10 protein-coding genes and 2 tRNA genes are annotated in these 12,630 nt (G+C 64.5%); all 12 read right to left on the bottom strand.

Going from position 1 to position 12,630, the window contains the following annotated elements:
- Window position 1: 1 nt before the first annotated feature.
- On the bottom strand, window positions 2–592 hold the full coding sequence (gene rimP, locus KXV01_RS10625; protein WP_049413675.1) for a ribosome maturation factor RimP: 591 nt from the start codon (window positions 590–592) through the stop codon (window positions 2–4).
- A 368-nt stretch (window positions 593–960) separates the two neighbouring features.
- A tRNA-Met gene (locus tag KXV01_RS10620) sits at window positions 961–1,037 on the bottom strand.
- Window positions 1,038–1,119: 82 nt separating this feature from the next.
- A tRNA-Met gene (locus KXV01_RS10615) sits at window positions 1,120–1,196 on the bottom strand.
- A 127-nt stretch (window positions 1,197–1,323) separates the two neighbouring features.
- Window positions 1,324–2,784, bottom strand: a complete 1,461-nt coding sequence (nuoN, locus tag KXV01_RS10610; protein ID WP_049415243.1) for an NADH-quinone oxidoreductase subunit NuoN — start codon at window positions 2,782–2,784, stop codon at window positions 1,324–1,326.
- Window positions 2,785–2,799: 15 nt separating this feature from the next.
- Window positions 2,800–4,308 (bottom strand): NADH-quinone oxidoreductase subunit M, encoded by a 1,509-nt coding sequence (locus tag KXV01_RS10605; RefSeq protein ID WP_005410452.1) that lies wholly within the window; start codon window positions 4,306–4,308, stop codon window positions 2,800–2,802.
- 23 nt (window positions 4,309–4,331) lie between these two features.
- On the bottom strand, window positions 4,332–6,497 hold the full coding sequence (gene nuoL, locus KXV01_RS10600) for an NADH-quinone oxidoreductase subunit L (protein WP_049415240.1): 2,166 nt from the start codon (window positions 6,495–6,497) through the stop codon (window positions 4,332–4,334).
- Between the two features lie 7 nt (window positions 6,498–6,504).
- Window positions 6,505–6,810, bottom strand: coding sequence for an NADH-quinone oxidoreductase subunit NuoK (gene nuoK / locus KXV01_RS10595; RefSeq protein ID WP_005417921.1), 306 nt, complete (start codon window positions 6,808–6,810; stop codon window positions 6,505–6,507).
- Entirely contained in the window at window positions 6,807–7,463 is a 657-nt protein-coding gene (locus KXV01_RS10590) for an NADH-quinone oxidoreductase subunit J (protein WP_005417923.1), read from the bottom strand. The genes nuoK and KXV01_RS10590 overlap by 4 nt, the downstream gene beginning before the upstream one ends.
- A 9-nt stretch (window positions 7,464–7,472) precedes the next feature.
- A complete protein-coding gene (gene nuoI / locus KXV01_RS10585) occupies window positions 7,473–7,961 on the bottom strand; it encodes an NADH-quinone oxidoreductase subunit NuoI (RefSeq protein ID WP_005417924.1) in 489 nt (162 codons plus the stop codon).
- Window positions 7,962–7,964: 3 nt separating this feature from the next.
- Entirely contained in the window at window positions 7,965–9,059 is a 1,095-nt protein-coding gene (nuoH, locus tag KXV01_RS10580; RefSeq protein WP_065186670.1) for an NADH-quinone oxidoreductase subunit NuoH, read from the bottom strand.
- A complete protein-coding gene (gene nuoG, locus KXV01_RS10575; RefSeq protein WP_111096538.1) occupies window positions 9,056–11,290 on the bottom strand; it encodes an NADH-quinone oxidoreductase subunit NuoG in 2,235 nt (744 codons plus the stop codon). The genes nuoH and nuoG overlap by 4 nt, the downstream gene beginning before the upstream one ends.
- Window positions 11,287–12,627: an NADH-quinone oxidoreductase subunit NuoF gene (gene nuoF, locus KXV01_RS10570; RefSeq protein WP_005417934.1), complete on the bottom strand. Its 1,341-nt coding sequence runs from the start codon at window positions 12,625–12,627 to the stop codon at window positions 11,287–11,289. The genes nuoG and nuoF overlap by 4 nt, the downstream gene beginning before the upstream one ends.
- Window positions 12,628–12,630: the final 3 nt, after the last annotated feature.

Raw genomic sequence — 12,630 nt, 5'->3', positions numbered from 1 at the left:
CTCACTCCGCGCGCGGCTTCTTTGCCGCCGGCTCGTTGGAAGAAGAATTCGTGTTCGGCTTCGGACGCTTCGGCGCCGGACCGGTCGGCTTGCTCGGGGCCAGCCCCAGCGCCACCCAGTCGGGCATGATCCGTGCCTTGTCGATGTTGTCGGCCGACACGACCACTTCAGCCTTGTCGACGATGAAGGTGACGGTGCCCGCGGCCTCGTCGATCGCTTCGATGCGGCCCTGCAGGCGACGACGGTTGTCCTGCGGCAGCTTCAGCGTGACCTTGGCCGATTCACCCTGGTGGCGGCCGAACTGCTCCAGGTTGAACAGCGGGCGGTCCACGCCCGGCGAGGACACTTCCAGCGTGTAATTGCCGCTGATCGGGTCTTCGACGTCCAGCTGCGCCGAGACTTCGCGGCTGACCCGCTCGCAGTCGTCGACATTGATGATGCGCTCGGGCTGTTCAGCCAGCGGCACGTCGATGTAAAGGCGCAGGGTCGCACCGCCGGGGGCCGGCAGATACTCAACGCCCAGCAGCTCCAGGCCCAGCGACACAACGGTCGGGGCGAGCAGATTCGCGATGTCGGTTGCCTTGTCGCTCACAGCCTGCCTTGATCTCTATGGTTGGGTGCCGGCCTTGGCCGGCGTGGAAACATGACGCCCCGGAAACGACAAAGGGCCCGTTGGGCCCCTTTTCCGGAAAGACTCCGGTGACTGGATTCCGGTTGCAACCTGCATTGCCTGCCGGTTGCGGCCCTCCTTCCGGGTCCGGACTCCCGCTGGGAGGCCGCCTTCAGGGGTACTGCTAGGCCGCTGATGATAGCGGCTGCACCGCGCTGGTGCAAGGTGCGGGGCCAGGGCTCAGATCCCTTTTCCATACCGGCAGTCGAGCACGGCTCGACTCTACAAAAACGGAACCCGCCCAAAGAAAAACGCCCTCGAAGCAGGACTTCGAAGGCGATCTCCTTACTTGGTAGCGGGGGCAGGATTTGAACCTGCGACCTTCGGGTTATGAGCCCGACGAGCTGCCAGACTGCTCCACCCCGCATCAGAAGCGGAATTATGAGCGATGGCTCCAAAAACTGCAAGCCTTCCCTCATTCATCAAACCGGTTGGCGCCGATCGGACGTTGGTAGCGGGGGCAGGATTTGAACCTGCGACCTTCGGGTTATGAGCCCGACGAGCTGCCAGACTGCTCCACCCCGCACCGGAAGTGTTTGAACTGCTGCCCTGCTCTTTCGAGGAGGGCTACCGCAACGATGTTCTGGCTGAACCGCTGCAGTGACAACTCAGGCTGCGCATATTACACGAATCGCGCAGCTTTGTGTCAACTTTTATGCAAGATGCGCAAATGCCTGCTGGCACCAGACCATGATCGGGTTCCAGGCCAGGCCCAGGGCCAGCAGCGCCAGGGCATTGACGCCCAGCACCACACCCAGCACGCGGTCGTTGTTGCGCGGCATGGCCTCGCCCACCGGCTCATCGAAGTACATGACCTTGATGACGCGCAGGTAGTAGAAGCAGCCGACCACGGCGCACAGCACGCCCAGGATGGCCAGCCACAGCAGGCCGCCGTTGACGGCCGCGCCCAGCACCGCCAGCTTGGTCCAGAAGCCCAGGAACGGCGGGATGCCGGCCAGCGACGCCATGATGCACAGCACCAGGCCGGCCATCCACGGGTTGCGGGCATTGAGGCCCTTGAAGTCCTCGATGTTCTCGGCTTCAAAGCCGGCACGCGACAGCGCGATGATCGCGCCGAAGGCGGCGGTCGACATGATGGCGTAGGCCAGTGCGTAGAACAGCGCAGCGGCATAGCCCTGCGCGCCACCACCGGCGATGCCCATCAGCAGGAAGCCGATGTGCGAGACGGTGGAGAACGCCAGCATGCGCTTGAGATTGCTCTGCGCGATGGCCATCAGGTTGCCGATGACCAGCGAGACTGCGGCCAGGCCGGCGATCAGCAGCTGCAGTTCGGTCGACAGCGGACCCACGCCCATTTCCAGCAGGCGGTAGGCCATGCCGAAGGCGGCCAGCTTCGGCGCCGAGCTGATGAACAGTGCGATCGGTGCCGGGGCACCCTGGTACACGTCCGGCAGCCACATGTGGAACGGTGCGGCACCCAGCTTGAAGGCGACGCCGGCGATCATGAATACCGCACCGGTGATCAGCAGCACGCGCTCTTCCGAGTGCGGGATGGCGTCACGGATGACGTCCAGGTGCAGGCTGCCGGTAGCGCCGTAGATCAGCGACATGCCGTACAGCAGCAGGCCAGAGGCCAGCGAGCCGAGCACGATGTACTTCATCGCCGCTTCCGAGGCCAGGCCGTTTTCGCGGTTGCTGGCGACCAGGGCGTAGGAGCACAGCGCCAGCAGTTCCAGGCCCAGGTAGACCATCAGCAGGCTGCCGGCCGACACCAGGATCATCATGCCGGCGGTGCCGAACAGGATCAGCACCGGGATCTCGCCCTGGAACAGGTTGCGGTCACGCAGGTAACGCCAGCCATAGACCAGGGTCAGGCCGCTGAGCAGCACGATCCCGGTCTTCATCACGTCCGCAGCGGTATCGCGCACGAACATGCCATGGAAGACCTCGCCCTGCCCGCCCACGCCGGTGGCCAGCATGAACAGCACCACGGCCAGCGCAGCGAGCGAGAACAGGTGGGTGACGATCTTATTCCGGTTGCTGACGAACAGGTCGAGGATCATCAGGGCGAAGGCGCTGCCGATCAGCACCAGCTCGGGAGCGAGCGGTGGCAGGTCAGCGGCGGTCAATGGCAGCAGCGGCGAGGTGGTCATCATCAAATCCTGGAATTACAGCAGCTTGCTGGATGCGATCTGCATCGCCAGCTTCGCGATCGAGGGCTCCATCAGGTCGGTCAGCGGCTTGGGATAGATGCCCAGGGCCAGCACGCCGATGGCGAACACGCCCAGCACCAGCCATTCGCGGCCGTTGATGTCCTTCAGTTCGGCAACATGGCTGTTGGCCACTTCACCGAAGAAGATGCGCTTGTACAGCCACAGGGTGTAGGCGGCGCCGATGATCAGGGTGGTGGCCGCGCCCAGCGCGATCCACGGATTACGCTGGAAGGCCGACAGGATGACCATGAACTCGCCGACGAAACCGCTGGTACCCGGCAGGCCCGCGTTGGCCATGAAGAACAGCATGGCGAAAGTGGCGAACCACGGCATCACGTTGACCACGCCGCCGTAATCGGCGATGCGGCGGCTGTGCATGCGGTCGTACAGCACGCCGACGCAGGAGAACATCGCGCCGGACACGAAGCCGTGCGAGATCATCTGCACCATGGCGCCCTGCAGGCCCAGGCGGGCGGCGTCGGCGTTGCCGGCTTCACGCACCAGCCACAGGGCGATGAAGGTGCCCAGGGTGACGAAGCCCATGTGCGCGATCGACGAATAGGCGATCAGCTTCTTCATGTCGTCCTGCACCAGGGCGACCAGGCCGACGTAGATCACTGCGATCAACGACAGCGCGATCACCAGCCAGGCCCATTCCTGCGACGCGTCCGGGACGATCGGCAGGTTGAAGCGCAGGAAGCCATAGCCACCGATCTTCAGGGCGATGGCGGCCAGGATCACCGAACCGGCGGTCGGCGCTTCCACGTGGGCGTCGGGCAGCCAGGTATGGACCGGGAACATCGGCACCTTGACCGCGAAGGCGATCAGGAACGCGAAGAAGATCCAGGTCTGTTCCTTGGCCGACAGCGGCAGCGCGTACAGGTCGGCCAGCTGGAAGCTGCCGCCCTTCATGTACAGGTAGATCAGTGCCACCAGCATCAGCACCGAGCCGAGGAAGGTGTACAGGAAGAACTTCAGCGCAGCGTAGATGCGGCGCGGGCCGCCCCAGACACCGATGATCAGGAACATCGGGATCAGCATCGCTTCGAAGAACACGTAGAACAGCATCGCATCCGTCGCCGCGAAGATACCGACCGTGACGCCTTCCAGGATCAGGAAGGCTGCCACGTACTGGTTCACGCGCTTGTCGATGGCGCTCCAGGCGCCGATCAGGGCGAGCACGCTGACCAGGGTGGTCAGCAGGATCAGCGCCACGGCAATGCCGTCCACGCCCAGGTTGTAGCCGATCTTGTACGCCGGGATCCAGGCATGGGTCTCGACGAACTGCAGACCGTCGATGCCCGCGTTGTAGCCGCTCAGCAGCGAGAGGCTCGCCACGAACGTCAGCACCGCTACGCCCAGCGACGCCCAGCGGGCGGTCTGCGCATCACGGATCGCAAGGATCAGGGCGCCACCGATGATCGGCAGCCAGATGAGGACACTGAGTAGAGGCCAGTTCGACACGTCTTCTTATTCCGTACAGGTCATCAACGCAGGTAATGCATCAGCACGCCCAGCAGGGCAATCAGGCCGATGATCATCGCGAAGGCGTAGTGATAGAGGAAACCGGATTGGGTACGACGCAGCACGCCGGCTGCGACGTCCACAACACGTGCCGAGAGATTGACCACGCCGTCGACGATGTTGCTGTCGATCCAGCGCGAGACCTTGCCCAGCTTGACGCTGCCACCGGCAAAGCCATCGATCCACAGCTTGTCGAAGCCGTACTTGTTTTCCAGCACCGACACCAGCGGAGCGAAGGTCTTGCGGGCCTTGCCCGACAGGTCCGGCTTCCACAGGTAGAACAGTGCGGCCAGCAGGAAGCCCGCAACGGTCAGCATGAACGCCGGAGCCATCATGCCGTGCAGCGCGAAGGCGACCGGGCCGTGGAACTCCTCGCCCAGGAAGCCGATGGTGTTCTTGGCCGGATCGTAGAAGTCGACCACGCCGGTGAAGAACGTATGCGCCTGGCCCTTGATGGCTTCGTGCGCGTGGTGGCCGGCCCAGTCGGTGCCGTACAGCATCGGACCGATGCTGAAGAAACCGATGGCGATCGACGGGATGGCCAGCAGGATCAGCGGCAGGGTCACCACCCACGGCGTTTCGTGCGGCTCATGCGGACCGTGGCCATGGCCGTGGTCATCGTGATGCGCATCGCCGTGGTGGGCGTCGGCGGCGTGGTGATCGTCATGGCCGTGACCATGATCGTCATGATGCACGTCGCGGAAACGCTCCTTGCCATGGAAGGTCAGGAACAGCAGGCGGAAGCTGTAGAAGCTGGTGACGATCACGCCACCCAGCACCGCCCAGTAGCCGTAGGTGGCCACCCAGTTGTTGGACAGGTGCGCGTGCAGCTCGGCGGCCTCGATGATGGTGTCCTTCGAGTAGAAGCCGGAGAAGAACGGCGTACCCACCAGTGCCAGCGTACCGATCCACATGGTGATGAAGGTGATCGGCATGTACTTGCGCAGGCCACCCATCTTGCGCATGTCCTGCTCGTGGTGCATGGCAATGATGACCGAGCCGGCACCCAGGAACAGCAGCGCCTTGAAGAAGGCGTGGGTCATCAGGTGGAACACGGCTGCCGAGTAGGCCGACACGCCCAGTGCAACCGTCATGTAGCCCAGCTGCGACAGCGTGGAGTACGCGACGACGCGCTTGATGTCGTTCTGCACGATGCCGATCAGGCCGGTGAAGAAGGCGGTGGTGGCACCGATGAACAGCACGAAGTTCAGCGCGGTCTGCGACAGCTCGAACAGCGGCGACATGCGGGTGACCATGAAGATACCGGCGGTCACCATCGTCGCGGCGTGGATCAGTGCCGAGATCGGGGTCGGGCCTTCCATCGAGTCGGGCAGCCACACGTGCAGCGGGACCTGGGCCGACTTGCCCATGGCACCGATGAACAGGCAGATGCAGATGACCGTGGCGATCGACCAGATCACCGGCTCGTTCAGCAGCTGCATGCCCAGGATGGTGCCGTCCCAGATCTGCAGCTGGGCGCGCGGGTCGGCCAGCATGCCGGCCTGCGAGAACACCTGCGAGTAGTCCAGGGTGCCGAACACCCACAGCACGCCGGCGATGCCGAGCAGGAAGCCGAAGTCACCGACGCGGTTGACCAGGAACGCCTTCATGTTGGCGAAGATCGCGGTCGGGCGCTTGAACCAGAAGCCGATCAGCAGGTACGACACCAGGCCCACCGCTTCCCAGCCGAAGAACAGCTGCAGGAAGTTGTTGCTCATCACCAGGGTGAGCATCGAGAAGGTGAACAGCGAGATGTAGCTGAAGAACCGCTGGTAGCCCGGGTCGTCCTGCATGTAGCCGATCGTGTAGATGTGGACCAGCAGCGACACGAAGGTCACCACCACCATCATCATCGCGGTCAGCTTGTCGACCATGAAGCCGACGTGGGCCGAGTACTGGCCGACTTCGAAGAACGTATAGATGTTCTGGTTGAACGGCTGCGCGCCGCCCCACAGCAGCTGGTAGAGCGTGTACATCGACAGGCCGCAGGCCACCGCGACGCCGAGGATGGTGATGGTCTGCGCGCCGAAGCGCTTGACCTGGCGACCGAACAGGCCGGCGATGATGCTGCCGAACAGCGGTGCAAGCACCACTGCGATCAACAGACTCTTGGAGAGAGTGATTTCCATCTGTGGATCAGCCCTTCAACGAATCGACTTCGCCGACATTGATCGTGCGGCGGGTACGGAACAGGGTCACCAGGATCGCCAGGCCGATGGCGGCTTCCGCGGCGGCGACGGTCAGGATGAAGAACACGAACAGCTGGCCGGACGGATCGCCCAGCTGGCGCGAGAAGCCGACGAAGTTGATGTTCACCGACAGCAGCATCAGTTCGATCGACATCAGCAGGACGATGACGTTCTTCCGGTTGAGGAAGATGCCGGCCAGGCTGATGGCGAACAGCACCGCGCCAAGCGCAAGGATGTGGCCAAGGGTAATCACGGCTGGGTCTCCTCGCCGGTGGCCGGCTTGCTGTTGCTGTGCACGACCGGTGCTTCGGCACCCATCTTGACCATGCGCAGGCGCTGGCCGGCCTTGACCATGGTCTGCTCGCCCGGGTTCTGGCTCTTGACGCCGGTACGGCGGCGCAGGGTCAGCATGACGGCGGCAACCACGGCCACGGTCAGGATGACTGCGGCGAACTCGAACGGCAGCAGGTATTCGGTGAACAGCGTGCGTGCCAGCCAGGTGATGTTGGAACTGTCGGCGGCGACTGCAGCGGCGTTGTCGGCCGGGAACGGCGTGACCGAGCGTGCCTTGACACCGATCAGGATCAGCATCTGCGCCAGCATCGCCACCGCGACAATGAGCCCGACCGGCAGGTAGCGCACCCAGCCCTCACGCAGCTTGGTGGGGTCGATGTCCAGCATCATCACCACGAACAGGAACAGCACCATCACCGCGCCGACGTAGACCAGCACCAGGGCCACGCCGAGGAACTCGGCACCCACCAGCAGCCACACGCAGGCAATGGAGAAGAAGGTCAGCACCAGGCAGAGCACGGCGTGAACCGGGTTGCGCACGCTGATCACCGCACCGGCCGAAACCGTTGCCGCGATGGCGAACACCCAGAAAGCGATATTTACCCAATCCATCTCTCGACCTCAGCGGTAAGCGGCATCGGCGGCACGACGCTCGGCGATCTCGGACTCGAGACGGTCGCCCAGGGCCAGCAGCTGCGGCTTGGTAACGATGTTTTCGCCACGGTTCTCGAAGTGGTACTCGAGGATGTGGGTTTCGACGATCGAGTCCACCGGGCAGCTTTCTTCGCAGAAGCCGCAGAAGATGCACTTGAACAGGTCGATGTCGTAGCGGGTGGTGCGGCGGGTGCCGTCCTCGCGCTTGGCCGAGTCGATGGTGATGGCCAGCGCCGGGCACACCGCTTCACACAGCTTGCAGGCAATGCAGCGCTCTTCGCCGTTGGGATAACGGCGCAGGGCGTGCAGGCCACGGAAGCGCGGCGACTGCGGGAACTTCTCCATCGGGTACATCATCGTGTACTTCGGCTTGAAGCTGTACTTCAGCGTCAGCCAGAGGCCGGCCAGCAGTTCGAGCAGCAGCAGGCTCTTGAAGTAATGGGTAATCCTGTTCATCACTTAGACGCCCTTTTGAATCACGCCGAAGAACACCATGACGGCGGTAACCGCGATCCACAGAATGGCCAGCGGGATGAAGACCTTCCAGCCCAGGCGCATGATCTGGTCATAGCGGAAGCGCGGGAAGCTGGCACGGAACCAGATGTAGGCACTGGCGAAGAAGAACACCTTGACGAACAACCACGGTGCACCGCCCTTCCAGATCCAGTCGACCAGCGGCGAGACATTGCCGAAATCGACCCAGCCCTGGACCGGGCTCAGCCAGCCGCCGAGGAAGAAGATCGAGATCAGGAAGCTGATCAGGATCATGTTCGCGTATTCGGCCAGGAAGAACAGGGCGAACGCGCCGCCGGAGTACTCCACCATGTGGCCGGCAACGATTTCCGACTCGCCTTCCACCACGTCGAACGGCGCGCGGTTGGTTTCAGCCACGCCCGACACCCAGTAGATGACGAACAGCGGGAACAGCGGCAGCAGGAACCAGTCGAAGAAACCGGAGCTACCGGCCTGCGCAGCGACGATGTTGCTCAGGTTCAGGCTGCCCGAGGCGATCATCACGCCGACCAGGGCGAAGCCCATGGCGATTTCGTAGCTGATCATCTGCGCCGAGGCGCGCATGGCGCCCAGGAACGCGTACTTCGAGTTGGACGCCCAACCGGCCAGGATGATGCCGTAGATGCCCAGCGAGGTCATCGCCAGCAGATACAGCAGGCCGGCGTTGGCGTTGGACAGCACGATCTGCGAATCGAAGGGCACCACCGACCAGGCCGCGAAGGCCGGCGCCAGGGTGATCAGCGGCGCCAGCAGGTAGATCGCCTTGTTGGCGCTGCTCGGCTGGACCACTTCCTTGAACAGCAGCTTGAAGACGTCGGCGAAGGCCTGGAAGATGCCCATGCCCACGTACATCGGGCCGTGGCGGACGTGCATCCAGCCGATCAGCTTGCGTTCCCAGACCACGTAGAAGGCCACCGAGATGATCACCGGAACAGCGATCACCAGGATCTTCAGGATGATCCAGATCAGCGCGCCGATGTCACCAAGGCCAAGCAGCCACTGGTGCAGCGGATCGACCGCGTTCAACAGCAATTCGTTCATGCAGCCACCACCGATACGCGAGCGGCACCCAGCGGCGCGGTCGCGCCGTGGCCCGATTCAATCCAGACCGAACCCGCAGCGACGCGGGCGTCGACCACCACCGGCAGGGTGGCCTTGCCGGCATCGGTGCCGACCTTGGCCATCTGCCCTTCCTGCAGTTGCAGGCGAGCGGCATCTTCAGCGTTCAGCACGATGCGCGGGGCGTTGTTGAGCGGATGCGACTGCAGCGCCGGCGCGCGACGGACCACCGCATCGGTGCGGTAGATCGCGGCGGTCGAAGCCACTTCCAGGCCTTCGCCGGCAACCGCCGGCTGCGCCGAAGCGGCGACGTTGACCGACACCGGGGCCAGGCTGGCACGCAGGCCGGCCAGGTCGGTGAAGTCGAAACCGGCCAGCGCCATGTCGCCGCCCAGTGCGCGCAGCACGCGCCAGCCTTCACGGGCCTCGCCCGGCAGCTTGCCGCCGGCACGGGCCGACTGCTCGCGACCATCGAGGTTGGTCAGGGTGGCATCGATTTCCGGCAGCGCACCGATCGGCAGGATCACGTCGGCAACGTCGCGGGTCGAGGCGCAGGCGAACTGGCTGAAGGCCACCACCTGCGCACCAGCCAGCGCCTTGCGGGCGGCCGGGGCGTCGGCGAAGTCCAGGCCCGGCTCGAGGCCGTACACCACGTAGGCCTGGCGCGGCTGCGCCAGCATCGCGGCGACGTCCTTGCCGGCCGGCAGCACGCCGGCGCGGGTGAGGCCGACGGCGTTGGCACCCTGCGGGATGCGGCACAGCCTGGCACCGGTGGCGGCAGCGAACTCACGCGCAGCAGCGCGGATCGCGGCGGCCTGCGGGTGGTTCTCGGCGATGCCACCAACGATCAGCACGGTGTTGTTGCCGCCCTGCACGGCCGAACGCAGCTCGGCGTTGGCCAGCGCGTCGACGAACTTTGACGGGGCAACGATCTGCTTGCCGGCAATGCTGAAGGCGAAGTCGAAGTCCACCGGATTGATGACGTGGATCTTCGCGCCCTTGGTGGTCTGCGCCTTGCGCAGGCGGGCGTGCAGCAGCGGCAGTTCGTGGCGGATGTTGCTGCCCAGAACGACGATGCGGTCGGCGCCTTCGATTTCGGCCAGCGGCAGGCCGAACACTTCGGCGGTTGCGGCGTCGGAGAAATCGCGGTTGTTGATGCGGTGGTCGATGTTGCCCGAACCCAGGCCCTTGGCCAGGCGGGCCAGCAGTGCGCCTTCCTCGTTCGAGGTCGACGGGTGCACCAGCACGCCCAGGTTGTCGCCCTGGTTGGCCTTGAGGATCTCGGCGGCCGCGGCCAGGCCTTCGGCCCAGCTCACTTCCTTCCACTCGCCATTGACCTTGCGCAGCGGCTTGACCGCACGGTCTTCGCTGTACAGGCCCTGGTGCGAGTAGCGGTCACGGTCGGACAGCCAGCACTCGTTCACCGCTTCGTTGTCGCGCGGCACGGTGCGCAGCACTTCGCCGCGACGCACGTGCAGGAACAGGTTCGAACCCATCGCGTCGTGGTAGCCCAGCGATTCGCGCGCGGTCAGTTCCCACGGGCGGGCGCGGAACTGGAACACCTTGTTGGTCAGTGCGCCGACCGGGCAGACGTCGACGACATTGCCGGACAGTTCGGTGGTCAGCGGCTTGCCGTCGAAGGTACCGATCTGCAGGTTCTCACCGCGGTACATGCCACCCAGTTCGTAGGTACCGGCAACGTCGGCGGTGAAGCGGACGCAGCGGGTGCACTGGATGCAGCGGGTCATCTCGGTGGCGACCAGCGGACCCATGTCCTCGTCAGGCACCACGCGCTTGCGCTCGTTGAAGCGGCTGACCGAACGGCCATAGCCCAGCGACACGTCCTGCAGCTCGCACTCGCCGCCCTGATCGCAGATCGGGCAGTCCAGCGGGTGATTGATGAGCAGGAACTCCATCACCGAGCGCTGGAACTTCAGCGCCTTCTCGCTGCGGGTGGCGACCTTCATGCCGTCCATCACCGGGGTGGCACAGGCCGGCGCCGGCTTCGGCGACTTCTCCACGTCCACCAGGCACATGCGGCAGTTGGCGGCGATCGGCAGCTTCTCGTGGTAGCAGAAGCGCGGAATGGAGATGCCGGCCTTGTCGGCGGCCTGGATGATCATCGAGCCCTTGGGCACGACCAGCGACTTGCCATCGATCTCGATGGTGACGTGATCGGGTGGGACGCTCGGATTTACGGGTTGCGCGCTCATGCAGCGGCTGCCTCCACCTTCTTGCCGTCAACCATCGAATGACCGTTGACGATGTAGTACTCGAACTCGTCCCAGAACTGGCGCAGGAAGCCCTGGATGGGCCATGCAGCCGCTTCGCCGAACGCACAGATGGTGTGGCCTTCGATCTGGCCGGCCACTGCCTTCAGCTGGTGCAGGTCTTCCATCGTGGCCTTGCCGGCGACGATGCGCTCCAGCACGCGGTGCATCCAGCCGGTGCCTTCACGGCACGGGGTGCACTGGCCGCAGGATTCCTTGTGGAAGAACTGGCTGATGCGGCAGGCGAACTTGACGCAGCAGACGCTGTCGTCGAGCACGACGATCGCGCCCGAACCCAGGCCGGAACCCAGAGCACGGATGGTGTCGTAGTCCATCGGCAGGCCCTTCAGCTCGGCTGCGGTCAGCACCGGCATCGACACACCGCCCGGGATCGCGCCCTTGAGCTTGCGGCCCGGACGCAGGCCACCGGCCATTTCCAGCAGGTCGTCGAAGGTGGTGCCCAGCGGCACTTCGAAGTTGCCGCCGTTCTGCACGCAGCCTGACACCGAGAAGCACTTCGGGCCGCCGTTGGCGGTCAGGCTCAGACCCTTGAACCACTCCGGGCCGTTGCGGATGATCGCCGGCACCGAACCGTAGGTTTCGGTGTTGTTGATCGTCGACGGCTTGCCGTACAGGCCGAAGTTGGCCGGGAACGGCGGCTTGTAGCGCGGCTGGCCCTTCTTGCCTTCCAGCGATTCCATCAGCGCGGTTTCTTCGCCGCAGATGTACGCGCCGGCGCCCAGCGCGCCGTAGATGTCGATGTCCACGCCGCTGCCGAGGATGTTCTTGCCCAGCCAGCCGTTCGCATAGGCGTCGGCCAGGGCCTGCTCGAAGTGCTCGAACGGCTCGTGGTGGAACTCACCGCGCAGGTAGTTGTAACCCACGGTCGAACCGGTGGCGTAGCAGGCGATCGCCATGCCCTCCACCACCGAATGCGGGTTGTAGCGCAGGATGTCGCGGTCCTTGCAGGTGCCCGGCTCGGATTCGTCCGAGTTGCAGAGGATGTACTTCTGCATGTTGCCCTTGGGCATGAAGGACCACTTCAGGCCGGTCGGGAAGCCGGCGCCACCGCGGCCGCGCAGGCCCGAGGCCTTGACCATCTCGATGACCTGCTCCGGCGGGATCTTCTCTTCGAGGATCTTGCGCAGGGCAGCGTAGCCACCGGTCTTCAGGTAGCTTTCGTACGACCACGGGGTGTCGTAATGCAGGGTGGTATAGACCACCTGGTGCGGCAGCGGCGCGGGGCCGACCGGACCCTTGGATTCGTGGTGATGTGCCATGCC

It is taken from the genome of Stenotrophomonas sp. Ps181, from assembly GCF_025697425.1.
Taxonomy (GTDB): domain Bacteria; phylum Pseudomonadota; class Gammaproteobacteria; order Xanthomonadales; family Xanthomonadaceae; genus Stenotrophomonas; species Stenotrophomonas sepilia.
Note: the sequence above shows the minus strand (reverse complement) of the source record. Positions and strands in the feature narration are given on the sequence as shown.

What these genes read in the sequence shown, in the direction of transcription:
- KXV01_RS10590 (WP_005417923.1), bottom strand. Translation starts at nt 7,463, where the DNA reads ATGGATTGGGTAAATATCGCTTTCTGGGTGTTCGCCATCGCGGCAACG.
- nuoG (WP_111096538.1), bottom strand. Translation starts at nt 11,290, where the DNA reads ATGAGCGCGCAACCCGTAAATCCGAGCGTCCCACCCGATCACGTCACC.
- nuoI (WP_005417924.1), bottom strand. Translation starts at nt 7,961, where the DNA reads ATGAACAGGATTACCCATTACTTCAAGAGCCTGCTGCTGCTCGAACTG.
- nuoF (WP_005417934.1), bottom strand. Translation starts at nt 12,627, where the DNA reads ATGGCACATCACCACGAATCCAAGGGTCCGGTCGGCCCCGCGCCGCTG.
- nuoN (WP_049415243.1), bottom strand. Translation starts at nt 2,784, where the DNA reads ATGACCACCTCGCCGCTGCTGCCATTGACCGCCGCTGACCTGCCACCG.
- nuoL (WP_049415240.1), bottom strand. Translation starts at nt 6,497, where the DNA reads ATGGAAATCACTCTCTCCAAGAGTCTGTTGATCGCAGTGGTGCTTGCA.
- nuoH (WP_065186670.1), bottom strand. Translation starts at nt 9,059, where the DNA reads ATGAACGAATTGCTGTTGAACGCGGTCGATCCGCTGCACCAGTGGCTG.